The sequence below is a fragment of the Aedoeadaptatus coli genome (assembly GCF_900343085.1).
GTDB lineage: Bacteria > Bacillota > Clostridia > Tissierellales > Peptoniphilaceae > Aedoeadaptatus > Aedoeadaptatus coli.
The window spans coordinates 17,737-43,302 of record NZ_OPYI01000002.1 but is presented as its reverse complement, the minus strand read 5'-3'; the positions used below and the strand labels follow the sequence as shown (position 1 = coordinate 43,302).

The 25,566-nt window shown below is 51.9% G+C and carries 24 protein-coding genes; all 24 read left to right on the top strand.

Annotated features, from left to right (window positions below; genetic code table 11):
* The first annotated feature begins 43 nt into the window (after positions 1–43).
* The 24 genes from DG046_RS01355 (at position 44) to ruvX (ending at position 25,518) form a co-directional block, all read left to right on the top strand.
* Positions 44–787, top strand: a complete 744-nt coding sequence (locus DG046_RS01355; RefSeq protein ID WP_108830804.1) for a YebC/PmpR family DNA-binding transcriptional regulator — start codon at positions 44–46, stop codon at positions 785–787.
* The gene (locus DG046_RS01350; RefSeq protein WP_108830803.1) at positions 784–1,425 is read left to right on the top strand and encodes a TIGR01906 family membrane protein; all 642 of its coding nucleotides are present in this window, start codon (positions 784–786) and stop codon (positions 1,423–1,425) included. The genes DG046_RS01355 and DG046_RS01350 overlap by 4 nt, the downstream gene beginning before the upstream one ends.
* Positions 1,412–2,053 (top strand): deoxyribose-phosphate aldolase, encoded by a 642-nt coding sequence (deoC, locus tag DG046_RS01345; protein WP_108830802.1) that lies wholly within the window; start codon positions 1,412–1,414, stop codon positions 2,051–2,053. The genes DG046_RS01350 and deoC overlap by 14 nt, the downstream gene beginning before the upstream one ends.
* A 1-nt stretch (position 2,054) precedes the next feature.
* Entirely contained in the window at positions 2,055–2,834 is a 780-nt protein-coding gene (gene lgt / locus DG046_RS01340) for a prolipoprotein diacylglyceryl transferase (protein WP_108830801.1), read from the top strand.
* A gap of 97 nt (positions 2,835–2,931) precedes the next feature.
* On the top strand, positions 2,932–3,390 hold the full coding sequence (mraZ, locus tag DG046_RS01335) for a division/cell wall cluster transcriptional repressor MraZ (RefSeq protein ID WP_306419032.1): 459 nt from the start codon (positions 2,932–2,934) through the stop codon (positions 3,388–3,390).
* Positions 3,391–3,398: 8 nt separating this feature from the next.
* Entirely contained in the window at positions 3,399–4,331 is a 933-nt protein-coding gene (gene rsmH, locus DG046_RS01330; protein WP_108830800.1) for a 16S rRNA (cytosine(1402)-N(4))-methyltransferase RsmH, read from the top strand.
* Between the two features lie 13 nt (positions 4,332–4,344).
* Positions 4,345–4,752: a hypothetical protein gene (locus DG046_RS01325; protein ID WP_108830799.1), complete on the top strand. Its 408-nt coding sequence runs from the start codon at positions 4,345–4,347 to the stop codon at positions 4,750–4,752.
* 112 nt (positions 4,753–4,864) lie between these two features.
* Positions 4,865–7,063: a PASTA domain-containing penicillin-binding protein gene (locus DG046_RS01320; protein ID WP_159082017.1), complete on the top strand. Its 2,199-nt coding sequence runs from the start codon at positions 4,865–4,867 to the stop codon at positions 7,061–7,063.
* A 14-nt stretch (positions 7,064–7,077) separates the two neighbouring features.
* Positions 7,078–8,037, top strand: coding sequence for a phospho-N-acetylmuramoyl-pentapeptide-transferase (mraY, locus tag DG046_RS01315; protein ID WP_108830797.1), 960 nt, complete (start codon positions 7,078–7,080; stop codon positions 8,035–8,037).
* A gap of 9 nt (positions 8,038–8,046) precedes the next feature.
* Positions 8,047–9,357 (top strand): UDP-N-acetylmuramoyl-L-alanine--D-glutamate ligase, encoded by a 1,311-nt coding sequence (gene murD / locus DG046_RS01310; protein ID WP_108830796.1) that lies wholly within the window; start codon positions 8,047–8,049, stop codon positions 9,355–9,357.
* A 7-nt stretch (positions 9,358–9,364) separates the two neighbouring features.
* Positions 9,365–10,462 carry an FtsW/RodA/SpoVE family cell cycle protein gene (locus tag DG046_RS01305; RefSeq protein WP_108830795.1) on the top strand — a complete coding sequence of 366 codons (1,098 nt, stop codon included), beginning with the start codon at positions 9,365–9,367 and terminating at the stop codon, positions 10,460–10,462.
* The gene (gene murG, locus DG046_RS01300; RefSeq protein WP_159082015.1) at positions 10,459–11,556 is read left to right on the top strand and encodes an undecaprenyldiphospho-muramoylpentapeptide beta-N-acetylglucosaminyltransferase; all 1,098 of its coding nucleotides are present in this window, start codon (positions 10,459–10,461) and stop codon (positions 11,554–11,556) included. The genes DG046_RS01305 and murG overlap by 4 nt, the downstream gene beginning before the upstream one ends.
* Positions 11,553–12,491, top strand: coding sequence for a cell division protein FtsQ/DivIB (locus DG046_RS01295; protein WP_108830793.1), 939 nt, complete (start codon positions 11,553–11,555; stop codon positions 12,489–12,491). Before murG ends, DG046_RS01295 begins: the two co-directional genes overlap by 4 nt.
* Before the next feature lie 107 nt (positions 12,492–12,598).
* Positions 12,599–13,690 carry a cell division protein FtsZ gene (ftsZ, locus tag DG046_RS01290; RefSeq protein ID WP_108830792.1) on the top strand — a complete coding sequence of 364 codons (1,092 nt, stop codon included), beginning with the start codon at positions 12,599–12,601 and terminating at the stop codon, positions 13,688–13,690.
* Positions 13,691–13,744: 54 nt separating this feature from the next.
* A complete protein-coding gene (gene nrdR, locus DG046_RS01285) occupies positions 13,745–14,206 on the top strand; it encodes a transcriptional regulator NrdR (protein ID WP_108830791.1) in 462 nt (153 codons plus the stop codon).
* Positions 14,207–14,211: 5 nt separating this feature from the next.
* Positions 14,212–15,537, top strand: coding sequence for a replication-associated recombination protein A (locus tag DG046_RS01280; protein WP_108830934.1), 1,326 nt, complete (start codon positions 14,212–14,214; stop codon positions 15,535–15,537).
* Positions 15,518–16,906, top strand: a complete 1,389-nt coding sequence (gene asnS, locus DG046_RS01275) for an asparagine--tRNA ligase (RefSeq protein WP_108830790.1) — start codon at positions 15,518–15,520, stop codon at positions 16,904–16,906. Before DG046_RS01280 ends, asnS begins: the two co-directional genes overlap by 20 nt.
* 13 nt (positions 16,907–16,919) lie before the next feature.
* The gene (gene leuS, locus DG046_RS01270) at positions 16,920–19,328 is read left to right on the top strand and encodes a leucine--tRNA ligase (RefSeq protein WP_108830789.1); all 2,409 of its coding nucleotides are present in this window, start codon (positions 16,920–16,922) and stop codon (positions 19,326–19,328) included.
* A 68-nt stretch (positions 19,329–19,396) separates the two neighbouring features.
* Positions 19,397–19,795, top strand: a complete 399-nt coding sequence (locus DG046_RS01265; protein ID WP_108830788.1) for an RrF2 family transcriptional regulator — start codon at positions 19,397–19,399, stop codon at positions 19,793–19,795.
* Positions 19,796–19,798: 3 nt separating this feature from the next.
* On the top strand, positions 19,799–21,046 hold the full coding sequence (locus tag DG046_RS01260; protein ID WP_108830787.1) for an AI-2E family transporter: 1,248 nt from the start codon (positions 19,799–19,801) through the stop codon (positions 21,044–21,046).
* A gap of 122 nt (positions 21,047–21,168) precedes the next feature.
* Positions 21,169–23,808 carry an alanine--tRNA ligase gene (alaS, locus tag DG046_RS01255; RefSeq protein WP_199909559.1) on the top strand — a complete coding sequence of 880 codons (2,640 nt, stop codon included), beginning with the start codon at positions 21,169–21,171 and terminating at the stop codon, positions 23,806–23,808.
* Positions 23,809–23,856: 48 nt separating this feature from the next.
* Positions 23,857–24,114, top strand: a complete 258-nt coding sequence (locus DG046_RS01250; protein ID WP_108830785.1) for an IreB family regulatory phosphoprotein — start codon at positions 23,857–23,859, stop codon at positions 24,112–24,114.
* Between the two features lie 44 nt (positions 24,115–24,158).
* Complete coding sequence (locus DG046_RS01245; protein WP_108830784.1) at positions 24,159–25,100, top strand: aldo/keto reductase; 942 nt, start codon at positions 24,159–24,161, stop codon at positions 25,098–25,100.
* A gap of 1 nt (position 25,101) precedes the next feature.
* Positions 25,102–25,518: a Holliday junction resolvase RuvX gene (ruvX, locus tag DG046_RS01240; protein WP_108830783.1), complete on the top strand. Its 417-nt coding sequence runs from the start codon at positions 25,102–25,104 to the stop codon at positions 25,516–25,518.
* The last annotated feature ends 48 nt before the right edge of the window (positions 25,519–25,566 follow it).

Genomic DNA, 25,566 nt, shown 5'->3' with positions numbered 1-25,566 from the left:
GCGCGCGTGTTATAATTAACCGTTATAAACAAAGGAGGTAACTATGTCAGGACATTCGAAATGGCACAACATTAAAAATAAAAAAGGAAAGGCCGACGCCAAGCGCGGCAAGATCTTTACGAAAATGGCGAGAAAAATCGCCGTGGCCGTAAAAGAAGGGGGCGACGATCCCGATTACAATCCCGCCTTGAAGGCGGCCATCGACAGCGCCAAGGCTGAAAACATGCCCAACGACAACATCGAACGGGCCATTAAAAAAGCCGCCGGCGAAGGCGACGACGGCAACTACGAATCCATTACCTACGAAGGCTACGGTCCCTCGGGCATTGCCGTCATGGTGCAATGCTTGACGGACAATCGCAACCGCACGGCGCCGGATGTGCGCCACGCTTTCGATAAACACGGCGGCAATTTGGGAACCGACGGATCCGTCTCCTTCCTCTTCGACCGCAAGGGCCAATTGGGGATCGAAATTAAAGACGGCATGGATCCGGAAGTTGTGGAAATGGATGCCATCGAAGCTGGCGCCGAAGACATTCGCACGGAAGACGGGGGCATCGAAATTATTACCTCGCCGGAAGATTACCAAACCGTGCGGAAGAATTTGGAAGAGGCGGGCTACGAATTCGTCATCTCCGAAATCACCTACCTGCCTCAAACCACCACGGTTTTAGAGGATCCGGAAGACCGCAAGAAAATGGCGAAACTCATTGACCAATTGGAAGAAAATGACGATGTACAGGAAGTCATTCACAATTGGGAAAACGACGACGAAGACGACGAATGAGGTGGATTTTAGCTACGCTCGTGGCTGTGAGCTTCACTTTTCTGTTGTTCGGCACGGCCACGGACTCGGTCAGTGGAAATAAGGCCTATTACCACCGCCAAATGATTGAAAATAAAATTCCGGCGGAGACGGGAAAGTCCTTGAAGGAATTGGACAGAATCTCCGCGGCGCTGCGCGATTATTTAAAGCAGGGCGATCCCCGAGTGTTGACCCCGCATTTCAACGAGAATGAAGTGGATCACATGGCGGATGTCTACGCCCTGTTTCACCTCATGCGCAGACTCTGTGTCGCAGCGGCAATTGTCGCCACCACCGGCTTTTTTGCCTTGGCGAAAAAATTCGGCGTGAAAGAAGGATTGAGAAGCATCGGGCGGGCCGCCCTCGTGTTGATCGCCACATTTCTTATTTTAGGTGGCGGCATCGCCATGAACTTCACCGAGGCCTGGTACACCTTCCACACCCTCTTTTTCTCCAACAAGCTCTGGCTAATGGATCCGGCCACGGATCTGATGATCAAAATGCTCCCCGAGCCTTTTTTCTTCGGCATGGTCAAACAAATCGGCCTCGTGATGGCAGTGGGGCTTCTGATCGTGGCCTCCTTTGCCTTTTTGAAAGGAAGTAAACATGAGATTAAATAAAACCATCGACCACACCATCTTAAATCCCGATGCGACGAAAGACGAAGTCATTAAAGTCATCGACGAAGCCAAGGCCTACGACTTCGCCTCCGTCTGCCTGGAACCCTGCTGGGTATCTCTCGCGGCTGAACGTTTGGCGGATTCCGATGTGAAGGTGTGCACGGTCATCGGCTTTCCCTTGGGCGCCAACACGAAAACCGTAAAGGCATTCGAAGCCAAGGAAGCCGTGGAAAACGGCGCCGACGAAGTGGATATGGTGCTGAATATCGGCGCATTAAAGAGCGGCGAATACGATTTGGTTCTCGAGGACATGAAGGCCGTAAGGGAAGCGGCGAAAGATGCCGTGGTCAAAGTTATTTTGGAAACCTGCCTTCTCACCGATGAAGAAAAGAAGAAGGCCTGCGCCTTGGCCAAAGAGGCGGGCATGGATTTCGTGAAGACCTCCACGGGCTTTTCCGCGGCCGGCGCCACGACAGAAGATGTAAAGCTTATGCGCGAAGCCGTGGGCGACTCCATGGGCGTCAAGGCCAGCGGCGGCATTCGGGACAGAGAAACCGCCGAAGCCATGATCGCCGCCGGCGCGAGCCGCATCGGCGCGTCGAAGTCCATCGCCATCGTAGGAGAATAAAGTGAATCCCGTAGCATTTACCCTCTTCGGTTTAGAGGTGCGCTGGTACGGCATCTTTATCGCCTGTGGCGCTCTGCTCGCCATCTTTTTTGCGGAAAAGCTCATCGAGCGAAATCCCCGCGTGCCCAAAGAGGCGGCGGTGGACGTGAGCATTTTCGCCTTGCCCTTGGGCATTATCGGTGCCCGGGCCTATTACGTCTTTTTCGAATGGGAGTATTACAGCGCCCACCTGTCCGAGGTGCTCGCCATACGAAACGGCGGCTTGGCCATACACGGCGGCCTCCTCGGCGGCTCCCTGGCCATATTTATCTACTGCCTCGCGAAAAGAATCAGCTTTTTCGAGCTGTTGGACATGATGGCCCCGGGCGTCGTCTTGGCCCAGGGCATCGGCCGTTGGGGAAACTTTATGAACGGCGAAGCCCACGGCGGCGTCACCACCGTTCCCTGGGCGATTAATGTGGGCGGGCAAATGGTCCATCCCACCTTTCTTTACGAATCTATTTTAGATGTGGGGATTTTTCTCTTTCTCTACTTCGTTCTCTCGAAGAAACGCCGTTTCCCCGGCGAGCTGGCCGGCGCGTATATGATTTTATACGGCATCGGCCGCTTCTTTATCGAAGGCCTCCGCACGGACAGCCTCTACATCGGCCCTCTCCGTACGGCGCAAGTGGTGAGCATCATCGGCATTTTCTTAGGCATCCTCTTGTTAATTGTGCAGTCGAAGCGGATCAAAACGGGCGATTATGCCTTGAAGGAAGAGAAGGCCGCGACAAATAAATAAATTCATCGGAGAAACCACCTTTTTTTGGGTGGTTTTTTTATTTTGCGCTTGAATACCCAATTAAATGGTGTAAAATATAATTAAGTGGGAGAGAGTGGTGGAAAAGGGTTTAAATGGGGGCGCTATGTTCTTCGGTGAAGTAAAACATACCATCGACACAAAAGGGCGCTTGGTCTTGCCGGCGAAATTTCGCGACGGCATCCGTGATGGCTACGTCATGACCAAGGGCTTGGATCAGTGCATCTTTTTATTCCCCATGGACGAATGGCGCCGCATGGAAGAGAAGTTGAAGACCCTACCCCTCACCCATAAAGATGCCCGCGCCTTCGTGCGCTACTTTTTCTCCGGGGCATGTGACGGCGAGTTGGACAAACAGGGCCGCGTGCGCATTCCCCAAAATCTCACGGACTACGCGAAGCTCGACGGAAGCGCGGTGATTATCGGCGTAGGCACCCGCATGGAAATTTGGTCCGACAGCTTGTGGAACGACTACACGGAAGACGAATCCCTGTCCTACGACAACATCGCCCAACAACTGTCCGATCTCGGAATTTAGGAGGGACCATGGAATTTAAACACGAGCCCGTTCTAATGAACGAGGTCATCGAGGGATTAAAAATACGACCCGACGGCATCTACGTGGACGGCACCTTAGGGGGCGCCGGGCACAGCGGCGAAATTTTAAAGCGATTGGATAGCGGCCTGCTTGTAGGCATCGATCAAGACGATGCGGCCCTCGCTGCGGCGAGAAAGCATTTGGAAAGCATCGGCGAAAACTTTCAATTGGTGAAGGGCAATTTCGTCGACATGCCGGCGATTTTAAAAGCACTACATATCGAGGAAGTGGACGGGATTCTCCTGGACATCGGCGTCAGCTCCCATCAATTCGACTCGGCGGAGCGAGGGTTCAGCTATCGCTTCGACGGCCCGCTGGACATGCGCATGGACAGGACCATGTCTTTGCGCGCCTACGACATCGTGAATACGTACAGCGAAAAGGATTTGGCGAAAATCATCAAGAGCTACGGGGAAGAGCGCTGGGCCGATCGCATCGCGCAATTTATCGTGAAAGAGCGCAAGGAAGCGCCCATCGCCACCACCTTCCAATTGGTGACGGTCATAAAAAAAGCCATTCCGAAAAAAGTGCGGCAAGAGGGCGGCCATCCGGCGAAGAAAACGTTTCAAGCCTTGCGCATCGCCGTAAATCGGGAACTGGACGTGTTGGAATCGTCGATTCCGGAGATGGTCCGCCTCCTGAAACCGGGCGGACGGCTGGGAATCATCACCTTCCATTCCCTGGAAGACAGAATCGTGAAAAACAGTTTTCAATACCTATATAAAGATTGCATCTGTCCGCCGAGGCAACCCATTTGCACCTGCGGAAAGAAGCGCGAGATCGAAATCGTAACGAGAAAGCCCGTCACGGCATCGGATGAAGAACTCAAACGAAATCATCGGGCCCATTCGGCGAAGCTGCGTATAGCTGAAAAAATTTAGGGGGAGTGTTATAATGAAACGAGTCGAAAACAAACGTCCCCGCATGAGGCCCGCGAAAGGCCCGAAGCGGAAGTGGGTGTCCCGTTCTGCCCTTTTCGGGATTCTTTTGTGCATACTGGGCATCACCGCCTGTCTGCAACTCAGGGCTCATACGCAGATCGCCCTGTTAAATGCGGCTATCGAGGCACAAAACAAGGCGTTAGTCGATATGGACAAAACGTACAGGGACATGAATGCCGACTTAGATGAAATAAAAAATTCAGACGAGATCATGAAAAAAGCGAAATTTCAGCTGGGGATGGTCTATCCCGACAACGATCAGGTAAAATACATCGACGTGAAAGTACGCAACGAGGAAAACGACGTAAACGAGAACGTCTACCTGAACCCGGTGATCTCGGTTTTGCATATTTTCAAATAAACAGTGGGAGGCTCTTGTGGGGGAGCAGAAAAGTAAACAAACGAAAAGAGTGAGGAAGAGAAAAAGAGATCGTCGATTTCTTTTAAACCATCTCCGAAAGATGGACAGAAAAGTGGCGTTTCTATATGTTTTTCTCTGCTTGCTCTTTTTTATTTTGTGGGTGCGCGTAGGCTACTTACAAATCGTCGACGCCGACAATCTGACCCGCGAGGCCCTGGCACTGACGACGAAAAGCGTCAAGCGTCCCGAGCGGGGCTTAATTTTTGATGCCGACGGAAAAAAACTGGTGGGAAACATCAGCAAATCCGACATCTACATCGACACGAATATCCTGGCCGGCGCGAAGGACAGTCAGAAGGAGCGGGAGAAGCTTCGGCGCCTCGCCCTGAAGACCCTGGGCATGACCGAGGCGAAGTTCGACGAGCGCATGGGAAAAAGCGGCTACGTCTTGCTGAAACGCGATGTGGAACGCTCCGTGGCCCTGCAACTGAAGGATTCGGACATTCCCGGCCTTTCCGTGGAAGATTTCGAGGCCCGCACCTATCCCAACAACGATTTGGCTTCCTTGGTCATCGGCTTTGCGGGAAAAGAAGGGGACGGACGCTACGGCATCGAAAAGTATTACGACGACGAGCTGCGCCTCGCGCCGACCTTCGGCAAGAAAAAGGACAGCCAAGTGCCCATTAACGCCGGCGCCAATTTAAAGCTGACGATTTCTGAATCTCTTCAGCGAAAAGTGGAAGATGTCCTGGACAACCACCAGGAAAAAAAGCACGCCCACCGCATGACGGCCATTGTGCAGGAGACGCAGACCGGCGCCATTCGCGCCATGGCTTCCACCGACGACTACGATTTAAACCATCCGAGCAGGCCGACGACGAAAGAGCAAAAGGCCGTGTGGAAGGATTTAAAAGACGAGCAGCGCTCGAAGATTCTGTTCGACAATTGGCGGAATTTCTCCGTAAGCGACACCTACGAGCCCGGTTCCACCTTTAAAACCATTACGGCTGCGGCGGCGCTGGAAGAAGACACCACCAATCCGAAAAAGCACTACTACTGCACCGGCTATGTCCGCGACATTCCCGGCGTAACCATTACCTGTACATCCCTTCCCAATCCTCACGGAGACATTACCATGGACAAGGCTTTTTCCGAATCCTGCAATGTGACCTTCGTCAACATGGGAAGAGAGTTAAAAAAAGAAGGCCTCCTAAAATACATTCAAGCCTTCGGCTTCGGCGAAGAGACGGGGATCGACCTGCCTGCGGAACAAAAAGGCATTGTTCCGACGAGTACAAAAGAAATCAACGAAGCGCGCCTGGCCACCATGAGTTACGGCCACGGCATCGCCGTGACGCCCATTCAAATGGTGACGGCGATATCGGCTGTGGCCAATGGCGGCTACCTTTTAAAGCCCTATGTGGTCGATGAAATTCAAGACGTAAGTGGCAATGTCTTGGTGAAACAGGGACGCACCGTCCGTCGCCAGGTCATCAGCGAATCCACCAGCGAAACCATGCGCACCCTACTGACCCACGTGGTGGATCACGGCACGGGCACCATGGGCGCGGTGAATCGCTACCACGTCGGCGGAAAGACGGGAACCGCGGGGAAGGTATCGGACACCGGCGGCTACGAAAAGGACAAATACATCAGCTCCTTTGTGTCCGTGGCCCCTATCGAAGATCCCAAGTACACGGTGCTCGTCATCGTCGAAGAACCGGAAGGGGATTACTTCGGCGGCACCGTGGCGGCGCCCATCGCTTCGGAAATTATGGCGGCGGCCCTTCAGGAAGGGGACGTTCCGCCGACGGGAAGCGACCAATCGAAAAAGGTAAAGAAAGTCATCGTTCCCGATGTGAAGAACCTGCTCTTGGAAGATGCAGGGAAGGTGCTGACCGATGCGGGGCTTAAATTCAACATGGCCTCTGAAAATGTCGGAGACTTCGGCATGGTCATTCAACAAGCCCCGGAAGCGGGGACGGAAGTGGATGAAAACACCATCGTCGACTTAAAGATCGACCCCAACGACGGAAGAGAGCGCACCGTTCCCAATTTCAGGGGAAAGACGAAGCAGGAAGTGGAAAAGATCCTTGAATCCTCCAAGCTGGATTACGTCTTGGAAGGGGAAGGCACGGTGGTGAGCCAAGAGCCTCTGGCCGGCGACATCTTGCCGAAAGGCGCAAAGATCCACATTCGATTTGAAGCCGACGTCAGGGACAAAGCATCCGATAAAAATGCCGATGCAAATAACAGACCAGAGGCAAAAGAAAAGACAAACAAGGGCCGAAACAAGGCCGGTAGTAATTAAAGGAGTAGGCAAGCATGAGTATAGGCACAGGACTGATCAGCCTGGCGGTGGGATGGATCCTCGCCATGATCGGCGGGAAAATATTCATTCCCATGTTAAAAAGATTGCACGCAGGACAAGAAATTCGCGAAGACGGGCCCCAAAGCCACCTGTCCAAGGCGGGAACGCCCACCATCGGCGGCGTGATTTTTCTCACGGCGGCCCTACTCGGGACGCTTCTCACGAAAAACATGACCTACGAAGTGGCCATCCTTTTCATTTCCACCTTGGGCTTCGGCCTCGTGGGCTTTGTCGACGACTACCTGAAAGTGGTGAACAAAAGGAACCTGGGCTTTACGGCGTTGCAAAAGCTTTTAGCTCAAATCTTCATCGCCGTCCTCCTGTACTTTCTTATTTTGCGTTCCGATAATCTCACCACCGCCGTGCTCTTGCCGGGCACCATGCGGCCGGTAGATTTCGGCATGTTCTTTATTCCCTTTATTATTTTCGTCGTCGTGGGTACGGTCAACTCCGTCAACTTAACCGACGGCCTGGACGGCCTGTCCTCGACGGTGACGACGATTCTCCTTTTGTTTTTCGCACTGGTAAGCGCAAAAATGGGTCGCCCTTCCATTGCGCTGTTTTGCCTAACGCTGGCCGGCGGCCTCTTGGGATTTTTGTTTTACAACAAATACCCGGCGAAAGTCTTTATGGGAGACACGGGCTCCTTGGCATTGGGCGGCGCCGTGGTGGCCATCGCTATTCTTCTGAATTTGCCCCTGCTCCTTCCTGTTTGCGGCGGCATTTACTTTATCGAAACCCTGTCTGTTATTTTGCAGGTCATCTCCTTTAAAACGAGGGGAAAGCGAATTTTTCTTATGAGCCCCATTCATCACCATTTTGAGCAGAAGGGGATGAGGGAAGTTCAAATCGTCGCCATGTTTGCTGCGGCGGAACTGATCCTTTGCATCATAAGTTACTTCTTGATTTTTTAGGAGCGTGTTATGAATAATAAGAAAATATTGATTTACGGATTAGGCACCACGGGTTTAAGCGCCATCGACGCCTTAAAGGACGATAATATTCTTTACGTCTACGACGACGACAAGAGTCGCGTGGATTTAATCGAAGAAGAATTTCCCTTTTACAATGGCGAAGACGTGGATTTCGTCGTAAAAAGTCCCGGCATTCCCCTGGACAGCGGCCTTCTGCCGGAGCTGACAGAAAAAGACGTGCCGATTATTTCCGATATCGAGGTGGCCTACCGTCTGAGCGCATGCGAAAACTTCATCGCCATTACGGGCACCAACGGAAAAACTACTACCACGGATCTCTTATATCACCTCTTAATCGACGGCGGGAAAGTGGCCTATGTGGGCGGCAACATCGGCGTCGGCGTCTTACCTTTGGCGAAGCGGGCCAAAAAAGACGATTACTTAGTCATCGAATGTTCCAGTTTTCAGCTGGAAACCACCTTGGAATTTCGGCCGAAAGTGGCGATCTTAACCAATGTAACGGAAGATCATTTGGATCATCACAAATCCGTGGAAGCTTACAGAAAGAGCAAGGAAAAGGTCTTTGCCAGTCAAAGGGATGAGGACGTCCTTATCTTAAACATCGACGATCCCTACTTGGCCATGATCGGCGAAGAAGCGGATCATGCCCTGGTGGTAAGCACCACCCCCGTTCAACAAGACGGCGCTTACAAGGATCAAGACGCCCTGTACCTGTCTTACGAAGGGGAGAAAGCCTTTCTCATGAATCGCAGCGACATGCTCCTCGTGGGGGATCACAATGTCAGAAACGCCCTGGAGGCGGCCCTTTGCGCCTACGTCCTCGGTGTGGACGTGGCTTCCATCAAAAACACCCTGATGAATTACCGGGGCGTCAGCCACCGCATGGAATTCGTGGACAGCTTTAACGGCGTCGATTACTACAACGACTCCAAGGGAACCAATCCCGATTCTACGGACGTGGCCCTGGCGAGCTTATCAAAGCCCATTCATTTGCTGGCCGGCGGCTTCGACAAGGGAAGCGATTTTAAATCCCTCTTTGAAAAACACGCGCCTGCCATCGCCTGCCTCTATGTCTACGGCGCGACGAAGGCGATTATCAAAGAAGAAGCCCTGGAAGTCGGCGTAAAAGAAGTGAAGGAATTCGAAACCATGAAAGAGGCCACGGAAGCGGCCATGGATCGCGCCGTGGCGGGAGAAGCCGTGTTGCTTTCCCCGGCCTGCGCCTCCTGGGATCAATTCCCCAACTACGAAGTGCGAGGGGACGAATTCAAACAGATTGTAAGGGAGAGATGGAGCTGATTAATTGATGGAACGAATCCGAAAATACGCCGATCCGCCCCTACTAATCGCCATTGTCCTGCTTTTGATCATCGGCGTTTTTATGGTGGCGTCCAGCTCCTTTACCAGCGGCCTCGCCGAATACGGTAAGGGCACCCATTTCTTGGAGCGCCACATAATTTTTCTTCTCATCGGCCTGGTAGCGGCGGGAGTCGGCTATGTGCTTCCTCTCAAGGTATTTCAGCGCCTGGCCTTTCCCATGTGGATCATCAGCATGGTGCTTTGTGCCGCCCTTTACACCCGCCTGGGCGTGAATGTCAACGGCGCCACCCGCTGGCTCCTTATCCCAGGGACGAAGATTCAGTTTATGCCGGCGGACATTTTAAAATACGCGTCGATTTTTTACACGGCGAATCTTTGCGTCATCCATCGGGGGAAAAAGAAGAAAGGCGGCTTTCTTCCCATCGTGATCGTCATCGGGCTTTCCGTAGGCATCGTCATGAACGAAGACTTTTCATCGGCCATGGTCATTGCCATCAGCCTTTTGGGGATGTTCTTCATCTCCGGAATGAACTTCGCCGAGTTTGTAAGCATACTGACCATGGGCATCGCTTTTATGTACGTCTTCGTCTTTCGCGTGGACTACCGCATGAAGCGGCTCACATCCTTTATCAATCCATTCGACGACATCGGCAATACGGATTGGCAGCTTGCCCATTCCCTTTACGCCATCGGCACGGGATCGGTGACGGGCATCGGGTATTTTCGATCCCACGAAGTTTTCGATCGCCTGCCGGAAGCGTATAACGACTTTATCTTCGCCGTCATCGGCGAGGAATTCGGATTTATCGGCACCACGGTAGTCATCGCCCTCTTCGCCTTGTTTATACAGCGGGGATTTTTGACGGCCTTAAAACAAAACAGCCTCTACGAAAAACTTATCGCCACGGGGATTTTTCTCTCCATCGGCTTTCAGGCCTTTTTCAACATGGGCGTCGCCGTGGGGATTTTGCCCGTCACGGGGATTACCCTGCCCTTTGTTTCATTCGGGGGCACGGCCCTTATATTCGTCATGGGCATGAGCGGCATCCTTCTTAGATTATCGAGAAAAGGAGAATCAAAGTGAAAGTTATCTTGTCCGGCGGCGGAACCGGCGGTCACATTTATCCGGCCCTCGCCATAAAAGAAGCCATGGAAAAGAAAGACGAGAGCATCGAATTTCTCTACGTGGGGAAAAAAGACAGCATGGAAGAAGAGTTGGCGGCTAAATACGACATTCCCTTCGCGCCGGTGCACATTCAGGGCCTGCCCAGAAAGAAAATCAACAAAGAATCCATTTTGACCATGGTGGAATTGCTCCACGGCCTTCGGGATGCGGGAAAGATTTTAAGAGACTTCCGCCCCGACGTGGTGGTGGGCACGGGAGGCTACGTCTGCGCGCCCATTGTGTTGAAGGCGCAGAACATGGGCATTAAGACGGCGATTCAGGAACAAAACGCCTACCCGGGAAAAACCAATCGCCTTCTCGGCAAGCGCGTGGATTTAATCGCATACAGCTTTAAAGAAGCGGAAAAATACTTTCCGGAACATACGAAAAAGATCTTTACGGGCAATCCCATTCGCGCCTCCTTCGAAAAAATCGACGAGGAGACGGGAAGAGAAGCCGTGGGCTACAATTTAGATAAGCCCCTGGTGCTCTCCTTCGGCGGCAGCGGAGGACAGGAATCCACCAACGAAGCCGTCCTCGAAATCATGAAAAACCACGAGCATCTGAACTTCCACCTGGTGCACATTACGGGAAAAGAACATTACGACGACTTTACCCGCCGCATGCCCGCGGTGGATACGGATTCCTATACCATCTTGGATTATTCCCACCAAATTCCCGAGTATCTGTCCGTAGCCGATTTGGTGGTCGCGTCCTCGTCCGCCATGACCTTGGCGGAGATCAGCGCCATGCATCTGCCCTCGATTTTAATTCCCAAAGCCTACACGGCGGGCAATCATCAGTTCCATAACGCCATGAGCTACAAAGAACAGGACGCCGCCGAAGTCATCGAGGAAGATGAGTTGACGGGCCACGTGCTTCTTTCGGCCATCGAAGCCCTTTTGGACGACGAAGATAAGCGGCGGGAAATGGGCGCAAAGGCCTATCACATGGTAAACACCAAGGGCACCGACACCATTGCCGAGGCGATTTTAGGACTCGTGACGCCATGAAGCCCGCAAATACGAAAAAGCGGCCGCGTCGCAAAAAGAAGCTTCAGAGAAAATACCGAAACCGGCGCATCGCATTCCTTTTGATTGTGGCCATAGTCTTGGGAGGCGGCCTCTTCGCCTTTTCCAATCTCACGGCCATGAAGGATGTGGAGGTCTCGGGAACCAAGGCCGTGAGCAAAAATGCCGTGGTGAAAATCGCCCGGGAGTCCATGGGAAAAAGCTATTTTCGCATGAACAAATCGCAGCTGAAAAATCGCCTGGAGCAAATGCCCTATGTAAAAGAAGCGCGAATCGGCCTCAGTTTTCCCCACACCCTCTCCATCGCCATCGACGAAGAAATTCCCTTCGCTCAACTGTACAGCGGCGAGGGCTACATCCTCGTCAACGAGGATTTTCGCGCTTTGGAGATCACCCGCTCCTACGATCCCAATCTGCCCAAGATCACCGGCGTGGTGACCGACGGCGTGCGTCCGGGTCAGGTGGCCTTTAAGAGCACGGGCAACGGCAAAAAGATTCATATGATCAAGGCCTTGTTCGCCTCGGAAATAAAAAAAGACATCCACACCGTGTCCATCTTGGATCGGGGCATGCGCGTGGCCTTTTCCGACGGAACACTGGTGCATATTTCCAGTTTCGACGATGGAGAGTACAAGACGAAGCAACTGGAAGAGATCCGCAAGGAAATGAAGGCGAAAAACGAAGCCTATCGGGAGATCTACTTGGATCAAGGGGATCACCCGGTGGCCGTGAAGCCCTCGTCTTTAGACGACGAAGCGCCCGATGAAAATGAAAACGGTGTGGAAGTTTCAAAGGACAATGAAAAGAAGAAAGAGAAGACAAACGAGACCGGAAAAATGAAAAAAACCGCAGAGGACAGTTCCGAGACGAAGGAGAAGAAGACGGAGACGCAAGAGGCCTCAAATACCGCTGATTAAGGTCGATGGAGCTGTCAAGGTATCTTGACTTGTTCGCTATTTGTCTATAAAATAGAATCAATTGATATGATCTAAAAGGCCCATTGTGCGCGACTAGGAGGAGTAATATGTTGGATTTTGATATGGATCACGAAGAATTTGCAAAAATAAAAGTAGCCGGCATCGGCGGCGGCGGAAACAATGCCGTCAACCGCATGATCAATGCAGGGGTTAAGGGCGTCGAATTTATTGCCGTCAACACGGATCGCCAAGCCCTTAAAAATTCCCTGGCCGAAACGAAAATTCAAATCGGCGAAAAGGTAACCAAGGGATTAGGCGCCGGAGCCAATCCCGAAATCGGCGAACAATCCGCCGAAGAAAGCCTCGATGAAATCAGAGAAGCCCTGCAAGGCGCGGACATGGTCTTTATTACGGCAGGCATGGGCGGCGGCACCGGTACCGGTGCAGCGCCGATTATCGCCGATGTAGCCAGAGACCTCGGCGCATTAACCGTCGGCGTGGTCACCCGTCCCTTCTCCTTTGAAGGCGCTCGCCGCATGAAACAAGCGGAAAAAGGGATCGATGCCTTAAAAGACAAGGTCGACACTTTGGTTATTATTCCCAACGACCGCCTCTTCAGCATTTCCGATAAGAAGACCACCTTCTCCCAAGCTTTCCAAATGGCGGACGAAATTTTGAAACAAGGGATCCAAGGGATTTCCGAATTAATCAGCGTTCCCAATGTCATTAACTTAGACTTCGCCGACGTGAAGACCGTTATGCACGACAAGGGCATCGCACACATGGGCATCGGCTACGCCTCCGGCGACGATCGCGCCACGGAAGCGGCAAGAAACGCTGTGGAAAGCCCGCTCTTGGAAACGTCCATCGAAGGCGCAAAATCCGTTCTCTTAAATATTACGGCAGGCAACGACCTGGGTATGTTTGAAATGAACGAAGCCGCCGACTTGATTCGCTCCACCGTCGACGAAGAAGCCAACATTATCTTCGGCGCCGGCATCGATGAATCCTTAAAGGACCAAGTAAAGATTACGGTTATCGCCACGGAATTCGGCGACGACCGAGACGATCAACCGAAAAAAACAGGCAAGAGCTTTGTCGGATCAGGCGACGATAAAAAAGAAGAAAAAACAGGATCCGCCAAGAAAAATAAGGATGATGAGTTAAATATCCCGGATTTTCTTCGCAGAATGAGATAAGAGATTTTTGACGTATCCTTCAGGATACGTCTTTTCTCGTTTAGGAGGTGAATCATGCGCTGTCCCTATTGTCAACATCAAGAATCGAAAGTCGTCGACTCTCGCCCCACGGAAGAAGGCGCATCCATTCGGCGCAGGCGCCAATGCATGGCCTGCGGCAGGCGATTCACGACCTACGAACAGGTGGAAGTGGTGCCCATGACCGTGAAGAAAAAAAGCGGGGGCATCGAAGTCTTCGACCGAAATAAAATACTAAAAGGATTGATTAAATCCTGCGAAAAGCGCCCCGTGTCCCTGGAGGCCATGGAAAAGGCCGTGGACGATATTGAAATGGCCCTGGAAGCGAAAATGGTGAAGCAGATCTCTTCGGAGGAAATCGGCGAAATGATTTTGGATCGCCTGAAGGATCTCGACGAGGTGGCTTACGTCCGCTTCGCCTCCGTGTATCGCCGCTTCCAAGACATCGACAGCTTTATGGCGGAGCTGGAAGAGCTGCGCAAAAAGAAAACGGATTGATTGTTATGGATCTGTTTTCATTTCAAGCGGAAAATCATTTGGAAAAAAGCGCGCCCCTCGCCCAGCGCATGCGCCCCGAAACACTTGAGGATTACGTGGGCCAAAAACACGTCATCGGCCCGGGGAAATACATTCACCGGCTCATGGCATCGGGCTTTATGCCCTCCCTTCTCTTTTACGGACCGCCGGGCATCGGAAAGACCACCTTGGCAGAGATTATAGCGAAGGATTCCCATCGGGCCTTCGTGCCCTTAAGTGCCGTCACGAGCAATGTGAAAGAGCTCAGGAAGGTGCTGGAAGAGGCGGAAGATCGCCTGGGCGCACAGGGTCGCGAGACGATTTTATTTTTAGATGAAATCCACCGCTTTAATAAATCCCAACAAGACGTATTGCTTCCCTATGTGGAAAAGGGCAAGATCATTTTAATGGGGGCCACCACGGAAAATCCCTATTTTTACGTGAACGGCGCCCTGCTTTCCAGACTGCAGGTAGTGCAGCTTTATCCCTTGGACGACGATGCGATCAAGGCGCTTTTGATGCGTGCCCTCAATGACGAGGAGAAGGGCTACGGCAAAGACGACGTGATCTTTGAGGCCGGCGCCATGGAGCGGCTCATCGACTTGAGCCACGGCGACGGAAGATACGCCCTGAATCTTTTGGAGATCGTGGTTTTAAGCACGCCTCAGGATGATGACGGACGCATCACCATTACGACGCAGGATTTGGCCGATGCGTCCATGACGAGCAATCAGGCCTACGACCGGGACGGAAACAATCACTACGATACGATTTCCGCCTTTATAAAATCCATTCGCGGCTCGGATCCCGACGCGGCCATTTACTACATGGCGAAGATGTTGGATCGAGGCGAAGAGCCGGAGTACATCGCCCGGCGCATGATTATTTCCGCATCGGAAGACATTTCCAACGCGGATCCCCACGCACTGAACTTGGCTGTGGCCTGTTTCGAGGCCCTTCGAATCATCGGCATGCCCGAGGGGCGAATCCCCTTGGCCCAGACGGCTGCCTATTTGGCCTCGGCGCCGAAGAGCAATCGGAGCTACATCGCCATCGGGGAAGCCATGAGCGATGTAAAAAAAGGCGTGGGCTCCGTGATCCCGCCCTATTTACGGGATCAGCATCAGCCAATGGACGGGCACGAGGGCTATCGCTACCCCCACGACTACCCATCGGGTTATGTGCCCCAGCGGTACCTGCCCTTGGATATGAACGAAAAAACTTATTATCGACCGACGGACAGGGGCTACGAAAAGAAGCTCGCCGCGTATTTAAGAGAGATCAAACAGGAGGATACCAGTGGAAATTCGTGAAGTATTAGAGAACTATAAAGACTACTTAGGCCGGGATTTGGTGTTGGAAGGTTGGGTAAAAACCTCCAGGGATTCGAAGAATTTCGGCTTTATCCAACTGTCCGACGGCAGCGGCTTCGACGGCATTCAAGTGGTTTACGAATCGGATATCGAAAACTTTAAGGAAATCGCGAAATATCCCATTTACAGCTCCATTCGCGTGGAAGGTGAATTGGTGGAAAGCCCGGGGGCGAAACAACCCATCGAAATTCACGCGAAAAAAATCACGCCGGAGCACTTGGCCGAAAGCGACTATCCTCTGCAAAAGAAGCGCCACACCTTTGAATACCTCAGGACCAAGGCCCACCTGCGCCCCCGCACCAACACCTTCCAAGCCGTGTTCCGCGTGCGGAGCTTAATCGCCTTTGCCGTCCACGAGTTTTTCCAAAAACGCCGCTTCGTCTACGTCCACACACCGATCATTACGGCAAGCGACGCCGAAGGGGCGGGGGAAATGTTCCAAGTTACCACCTTGGACCTGAACAATCCGCCGAAGGATGACGACGGCAAGGTGGACTTCAGCCAAGACTTTTTCGGCAAGCATACGAACCTTACCGTGAGCGGCCAATTACAGGGGGAAGCCTTCGCCACGGCTTTCAGAAACATCTATACCTTCGGGCCCACCTTCCGCGCCGAAAACTCCAACACCCAACGTCACGCGGCGGAATTTTGGATGATCGAGCCGGAAATGGCCTTCGCCGATTTGGAAGACAATATGAATGTGGCGGAAGACATGCTCAAATACATTATTCGCTACGTCTTCGAACACGCGCCCCAAGAAATGGAATTTTTCAATTCCTTTATCGACAAGGGCCTCATCGACCGCCTGCAAAACGTCGTGAACTCGGAATTCGTGCGGATCACCTACACGGAAGCCATCGACATCTTACAAAAGAGCGGCCACGAATTTAAGTACCCGGTGAGCTGGGGCATCGACCTTCAAACGGAACACGAACGCTACATTACGGAAGAAGTTTACAAAAAGCCCGTCTTTATTGTGGACTATCCCAAGGAAATCAAGGCCTTCTACATGCGCGAAAACGAAGACAAGAAGACCGTCGCCGCCATGGATCTCCTGGTGCCCGGCATCGGAGAAATTATCGGCGGAAGCCAACGGGAAGAGAGGATGGACGTGCTCGTCGAGAAATTAAAGGATTTCGGTTTAGACGAAGAAAGCTACAGCTGGTACATGGACCTTCGCCGCTACGGCAGTGTGGTTCACTCCGGCTACGGATTGGGATTTGAGCGAGCCGTTATGTACATTACCGGCATGAAAAACATCCGCGACGTGATTCCCTTCCCGCGGACCGTCGGCAATGCAGAGTTTTAGAAAGGCGTTTACGATGAAAAATTATGATCCGAAAGTCATCGAGAAGAAATGGCAAGATTTTTGGGACGAACACGAAACCTATAAGGCCGTCATCGAACCCGGAAAGAAAAAGTTTTATCCCTTAGTCGAGTTTCCCTATCCCTCGGGACAAGGGCTTCACGTCGGCCACCCGCGCCCCTACACGGCTCTGGACATTGTAGCCAGAAAGCGCCGCTACGAAGGCGAAAACGTCATTTTCACCATGGGTTGGGACGCCTTCGGCCTGCCTACGGAAAACTACGCCATTAAAAACAAAATTCATCCCCGTATCATTACGGAAAAAAACATCGCCAATTTTAAAAAGCAATTAAAGAGCCTGGGCTTCAGCTTCGACTGGTCGCGAGAAATCAACACCACCGATCCGAAATATTACCGCTGGACCCAATGGATCTTTCTGCAACTGTTTAAACAAGGCTTGGCTTACAAGGAAGAGATGCCCGTCAACTGGTGCCCCTCCTGTAAAATAGGCTTGGCCAACGAAGAAGTCATCGGCGGAAAATGCGAACGCTGCGGCGCGGAAGTAAAACACAGACGCATCAGCCAATGGATGTTGAAGATCACCGCCTATGCCGATCGCCTTCTGGAAGGATTGAATCACGTCGACTTTATCGAACCCGTAAAGATTCAACAACGGAACTGGATCGGCAAGAGCGTCGGCGCGGAAATTCATTTTGAAGTGAAGGATACGGACACGGTACTGAACGTATTTACCACCCGCCCCGATACCTTGTTCGGCGCCACCTACATGGTCGTTGCGCCGGAACACCCCATTGTAAAAGACCACCGCGATATGATTAAAAACATCGACGACGTGGACGCCTACATTGCGGAAGTGGAAAAGAAATCGGATTTCGAGCGGACGGAGCTTTCCAAAGAAAAAACCGGCGTGCCGCTGGAAGGTCTTTGGGGCATTAACCCGGCCAACGGCAAGGAGATTCCCATTTGGATTTCCGACTACGTCTTAATGACCTACGGCACCGGCGCCATTATGTCCGTGCCCGCCCACGACGAGCGCGACTGGGAATTTGCAAAGAAATTCGATCTGCCCATCGTTCCCGTGATCGACGGCGGAAATGTGGACGAAGCGGCCTATGTGGACATTCATGCGGGCCACATGATCAATTCCGGCTTCCTGGACGGCATGGAAGTGGAAGATGCCATTCACAAAATGATCGAATGGATTACGGAAAAAGGCCTGGGCAATCGCCAAACCAATTATAAATTGCGTGACTGGGTCTTCTCGAGACAACGCTACTGGGGCGAGCCGATCCCCCTCGTTCACTGCGACGACTGCGGATGGGTACCGATCCCCGAAGATGAGCTGCCTTTGGAACTGCCCGAAGTGGAAAATTACGAGCCCACGGATAACGGCCAATCGCCCTTGGCGGCTGTCGAAGAGTGGGTCCACACTACTTGCCCGAAATGCGGCAAGCCCGCCATGCGCGAAACGGATACCATGCCCAACTGGGCCGGCAGCAGCTGGTACTACCTGCGCTACACCGATCCCAACAACGACGAGGCTTTGGCCGGAAAAGACGCTCTCGAATACTTTATGCCCGTGGATTGGTACAACGGCGGCATGGAACACACCACCCTTCACCTGCTTTACTCCCGCTTCTGGCATAAGTTCCTCTACGACATCGGCGTCGTCAATACGGAAGAGCCCTATCAAAAGCGGACGAGTCACGGCATGATCTTAGGCGAAGACGGCGGCAAAATGAGTAAGAGCCGCGGCAATGTCATCAATCCCGACGACATCGTCAACCTCTACGGTGCCGACACCTTGAGAACTTACGAAATGTTTATCGGCGACTTTGAAAAATCCGTGCCCTGGTCCGACAACGGCGTCAAAGGCTGCCGCCGCTTCCTGGAAAGAGTATGGAATCTGGCGGAAAATGTTCAACCGGGGGATGCATACAGAAAAGAGACGGAAATCTTCATGCATCAAACCATTAAAAAAGTCAGCTACGACTACGAACACTTAAAAGCCAACACGGCCATCGCCCAATTGATGAGCGCCGTGAATCTCTTCCAAAAAGTCGGCTTGAACGCGGCTGAATTTAAGACCTTCCTCATTCTCTTAAATCCCGTGGCACCCCACATTACGGAAGAGCTTTGGGATATGTGCAAACTGGGCGGCTACCTGTGCGAACAAAGCTGGCCCACCTTCGACGAAGAAAAAACCATCGAAGATGTTATCGAAGTGCCCGTTCAATTCAACGGCAAAGTGCGCTATAAAATCACCTTACCGAGAGAGGCGACGAAAGAAGAAGCCTTTGAAGCCATGCACAATGACGAAAACTTCGCCAAACAAACGGAAGGCAAAACCGTCGTAAAGGAAATTTACGTTCCGGGCAAAATTTTGAATGTTGTTGTCAAGTAGTTTGACAGGACGAAATGAATAGGGTATCTTATTCATAGAAAACAACTCGGAATTAAGGAGGTGAAGACATGAAGTTATCGACCAGAGGTCGTTACGGCCTCATGGCCATGTACCATTTAGCCGAAAATTACGGCAAAGGCCCTCTTTCGGTTAATTACATCGCCGAGGCGGAAGGCCTTAGCGTGGCCTATTTGGAACAATTGTTTTCACGCTTGAAAAAACGGAACTTAGTTGAAAGCATTCGCGGCGCACAAGGGGGCTATGTATTGGCTTCGCCGCCGGAAGACATCGCCATCGGCGAGGTGATCGCGGCCCTCGAAGGAGAAATGGCTTTTTCCTGCTGCACCGGCGATGAGGAAATCAACTGCGACCGGGGCGTGGCCTGCTCGGCCAAGTCCATTTTGGATCGCATTCAAGACGAAGTCGACGGCGTATTAAATTCCATGTCCCTTGCGGATATGAGGTAGCCTATGAATCAATTGAATCAATTCGATTCCTTCTTCAATGTGGTGACGCCGAATTTCCTCGTGGTCATCCGGGGCATTTTGCTCATTTTGCTCATCGCATTAAGCGTTTACTATCTCATAAACATCGGAAACCAGTACATCGACAAGAGCCGACGCATTCACGTGGACTTGAAAGTCGTCGGCTTTATCCTCTTGGGAATTTTGGCACTGATCGCCCTGCGCTACGTGTTTTCAAAATTTCCCGTCATACGAACGGCCCTGGCGGCCCTCGTGATCTCCATGATCCTCGCCTACATCATTAATCCCTTGGTGAACTATTTGGAGACGAAACGAATTCCGAGGCGCTTCGGCGTCTTGATCGTCTACGTGGGCTTTATTCTCGTCTTGGTGCTCCTCTTTGTCGTGGTTCTGCCGAAGACAATCGAAGAGCTGAGAAACCTCTTTGTGGCTCTGCCACAGTGGCTAAACGAGTTGAACGCCCGCATACTGGATGCTTCCGATCAGATCGAAAAGATGACGAACCTGGATATGAAGCGGATCATGTCCAGCGGACAGAAACAGGTGGAAGCCTATTTAAATGCCTTGGAAAACAACCTGCTGGATCAGGTGCGCTCCATGGCCAGCGGCATGTACGCCGCCTTGGGTCGCATGGTTACTTTTGTTCTGGTTTTGATTCTAACCTACTACTTTACTGTAGATAAAAACCGCATAAAGGTAAAAATGTACAAGGCCATTCCCTCCGGTTATCGCTCGGACATTCTCTATTTGGCCGGGGAAATCAATTCGGCCATGATGGAATTTGTGAAAGGGAAATTGCTCCTCGCCTTCATCGTCGGTCTCATGACCATGTTAATGCTCTTTATTTTAGGCGTGAACTTCGCCGTGGCCATCGGCCTCATTACCATGATCGCCGACATCATTCCATACATCGGCCCCTTCCTGGCCTTTGTCCCCGCCTTTTTCTTCTCCTTTATGGATTCCTGGACAAAGGCCCTATGGGTGGCCGTGCTCTTCGTCTTTTTACAATGGGCGGAAAACAATCTGTTTGCCCCGAAAATTTTGGGCAAGCGCACGGGCCTTCACCCGGCCATTGTGCTCCTGTGTATCTTTATCGGCGGCGGCACCTTCGGCGTCATCGGCATGATCCTTTCCGTGCCCATCTTCTCTATTTTAGTGATTATAAAAAACTTCATCGCCATGAAGTTAAGAGACGGAAAGCGAAGAAAAGAAGAATTAAGAAAAGTGCAATGAGCGGCGGTTTAACTGCCGCTTATTTCTTTTTCTCAAGGGCCGAATCGGTGCAAGAAAATTGACTTTCGGTCCATGCGACTTTATAATTTTATACAGAGACTATACAAATATCGGGAGGCATTATGAAACCATTGGGATTACACGAGATACGCTCGGCGTTCTTGGACTATTTTGAACAAAACGAACACTTGGCTCTGCCCAGTTTTTCCTTAGTACCCCAGGGAGACAAATCCCTGCTTCTTATCGGTGCGGGCATGGCGCCGATGAAAAAATTCTTTACAGGAGAAGCGGAACCTCCCGCACACCGCGTGTGCACCTCGCAAAAGTGCATCCGCACCGGTGACATCGAAAACGTGGGTAAGACCGACCGGCACGCCACGTTCTTTGAAATGCTCGGCAATTTTTCCTTCGGCGACTACTTTAAGCGCGAAGCCATTCATTGGGCTTGGGGCTTCTTAACCGACGTCTTGGAAATCGATCCGGACCTTCTTTGGGCCACGGTCTATTTAGACGACGACGAAGCCTTCGCCATTTGGAACGAAGAAATCGGCCTGCCGAAAGAGCGCATCGTGCGTTTGGGAAAAGACGACAACTTCTGGGAACTCGCCGTGGGCCCCTCCGGCCCCTGCTCGGAAATCTACTTCGACCGCGGCGAAAAACACGGCTGCGGCGATCCGGACTGCAAACCCGGCTGCGATTGCGACCGCTACATCGAAGTGTGGAATTTGGTCTTTACCCAATTCGACAAAGATGAAGAAGGGGAGTACCATCCCCTCGCCAACCCCAACATCGACACGGGCATGGGTCTTGAGCGGATCGCATCGGTGCTTCAAGAGGCCAATAATATCTTCGAAATCGACGCCATTCACGCGATTTTGGAAGACATCTGCGCCATGGCCCATTACGAATACGGCACGGACAAGAAAAAAGACGAGTCCGTCCGCGTCATTACCGACCACATTCGCGCCATTACCTTTATGATTTCCGATTCCATCGTGCCCTCCAACGAAGGCCGAGGCTACGTGGAACGGCGCCTCACCCGTCGCGCCGCAAAACACGGGCGCAATCTTGGCATCGATGGGGCGTTTTTATACAAACTTTCCGAAAGCGTCATCGACTCATGGAAAGTGCAGTACAAGGAATTGGACGACAATCGCGAGGTCATCGCCCGCGTCATTAAACGCGAAGAAGAGCGCTTCCTAAAGACTCTGGAAACGGGCATGAGCCTCTTAGATGAAGAAATCGAAAAATTAAACAAAGAAGGCAAGAAGGAACTTTCCGGCGCCGAAGCCTTTAAGCTTTACGACACTTACGGCTTCCCGGTGGATCTCACCCAAGAAATTCTCGCCGAATCCGGCTTCACATTAGATGAAGCGGGCTTTGAAAAAGAAATGGAAGCCCAAAAAGTACGGGCCAGAGAAGCCCGGGACGATTCCGACGAAATCGGTTGGTCAAGCGCCTCCTCCTTCGAGCTGAACGACGTGGATGAAGCCATCGAATTCGTGGGCTACGAAACCACGGAAGTCACCGGAGCGACGCTCCTGCACATTCTCGCCAAGGGCGAAGAAGTAGAACAATTAGGCGCCGGAGAAAAGGGCCTGTTCTATTTGACGCCGACGCCTTTCTACGGCGAAAGCGGCGGCCAAATCGGCGACACGGGATATATTACCGCAGACGGATTTAAAATCCGCGTGGAAGATACGCAAAAGACCAAGACCGGCCACATCTATGCCGTGGGCACGGTGGAAGAAGGCATCGCCGCGCCGGGAAAAGTCGACGCCGTCGTGGATAAAAAGCGAAGAGAAAAGATTCGCCGCAACCACTCTGTCACCCACTTGCTCCACAAGGCCCTGAAAGATCAATTAGGCGATCACGTCAATCAAGCGGGTTCCTATGTGGGTCCCGACTTTATGCGCTTCGACTTCACCCACTACGAAGGCGTATCGGACGAAGATCTTCGCGCCGTCGAAGAAGCGGTAAACGAGTCGATTTTCAAATCCCTGCCCGTGAAGACGGAAATACTTTCCTACGACGAAGCGAAAGATGCAGGCGCCGTCGGTTTATTTGAAGATAAATACGGCGACGAGGTGCGCGTCGTCTCCATGGGAGACTACTCCAAGGAACTTTGCGGCGGGACCCATGTGGACAATACGGCGCAAATCGGCCTGTTTAAAATCCTGTCGGAAAGCGGCATTTCCGCCGGCGTGCGCCGCATGGAAACTGTGACGGGCCCTGCGGTCTATGAACTTTTAAACCGCTCCATAGGCGTAAACAAAAAAATCGCCGGTCTCTTAAAGGCCACCGACGACGTGGTCATCGACAAATTGGTTCAACACCTGGATAAGGAAAAGGGCCTGGAAAAAGAACTGACGAAACTCCACGCCGACATGGCCAAGAGCAAAATGGCCGAAGAAGTGGGCGATGTGGAATCCATCGCGGGCATCCATGTCATTCGCGGCCACTTCACCGACGTCGCCGTGGAAGATCTCAGAAACATGGCGGAAAAACTTCGCGACAAAGAAAATGCCCTGATCGTCTTATCCACCGTCTCAGACGGCAAAGTCAACTTCGTCTGCGCCTCGCCGAAGAGCCTTATCGAAAAAGGCTTTAAAGCCGGCGACATCGTGCGCGAAGTGGCGAAAATTGCCGGCGGCGGCGGTGGCGGTCGTCCGGACATGGCCACGGCCGGTGCAAAGGATGCGGGCAAAGTGGAAGAGGCCATGGCCCGGGTAAAAGATATTGTAAATGCCATAGGAAACTAATGTCGGCCGGTGGAATTTGTGGTATAATGCTCCTATGGAGGAGATTATATGGACAATAATCAGTTTGAAACGCATATCTTCGAAAAAACCAATGGGGACAGCGAAAAAATCCGTAAGGGAATTACCACTGTTTTTCATGCGTTAGAAGACAAGGGATACGATCCGGTCGATCAAATTATTGGCTATATATTATCCGGAGATCCCACCTATATAACCAGCCACTTAGATGCGCGCAGCATCATTCAATCCATTGAACGTGACGAACTTCTGTCAGAGTTACTGACATTCTATTTAAAGGAAGAATAGAGATGGGCTTGGGCTCATCTCTATTCTGTTTTTAGGAGCGATTTATGGCAGTTTTAGGAAAAACAGGGATCGAAGTGTCGCCACTGTGCTACGGCTCGTTGACATTTTCGAGATTTCAGGCGAATTTGCCCTTAAAAAAAGGCACGGAACTATTGGTTTATGCCCACGAAAAGGGTATCAACTTTATAGATACGGCGGAAATCTACGATAATTACGCCTACATTCGCGGGGCGATTAAAGAACTCGGGCGTGAGGCATGGGTGATTACATCCAAGGCCTACTGCTACGACGAAAAGACGGCCGATGCAAGCGTAAATAAAGCGCTGAAGGAATTGGACACGGACTACATCGACATTTTCATGTTGCACGAACAGGAATCCCTCCTGACTCTAAAGGGGCACAAGGGCGCATTAAACCGCCTGGTGGAATTAAAACAGGCGGGATACATTCGCGCCATCGGAATTTCCACCCATTTTATCGGTTGCGTCAATGCCACGGCCCTTTTCCCCGAGATCGAGGTGATCCATCCCATCATCAATCGACGGGGCGTGGGGATTCAAGACGGCACGCCGGAAGAGATGCTCCATGCCATTGAACAGAGACACAAAAAGGGCATCGGTATCTATTCCATGAAAGCCCTGGGCGGCGGCCATTTAATCGCCGAAAACAGAGCGTCTTTAAAGTGGATTTCATCCATCGACTGCATCGACTCGACCGCAATCGGCATGCAGTCCAAGGAAGAAATCGACTACAACGCGGATCTTTTTTTGCGTGGCGAAGAAAACGAGCGTGCCCTGGAGGATGTATCGAAAAAGAAGCGGAAGCTGATTATCGGCGATTACTGTATCGGCTGCGGCAGTTGCGAAAGGCGCTGCAAACAAGATGCCATTCACGTAGAAGACGGCCGTGCCGTGGTGAACGACAAGTGCATTTTGTGCGGCTACTGCGCCACAGTCTGCCCTGAATTTTGCATTAAAGTGATTTAAAATGAAACGATTGTTAGGACTGGATATTGGAAACAAGACCATCGGTGTCAGCGTCTCCGATCCTTTGGGCATCACCGCCCAAGGGGTGACGACGATTATTCGGGCATCGAAGGCGGAAGATGCAGCGGCGCTCAAGGCGCTGATCGACAAGTACGACGTTGAAAAGCTGATCGTCGGGTTGCCGAAAAACATGAACAATACTTTGGGCTTTCAGGCGAAAAGAACCATGAATTACGCCGACTACTTGAAGGAAGCGTTGGGCATGGAAATTATTTATGTGGACGAACGACTGACCACATCAAGCGCCGAAGCGGTACTTATGCAAGGCGGCGTTCGAAGAGAAAACAGAAAGAAACACGTGGACAAATTGGCGGCCGTGTTGATCCTTCAAACCTACTTGGATCAATTGCCTCTTTAGGCGAAGGGCCTTTATTTGTCGTGTTTTCGGCGATCAGCGACAGGAACG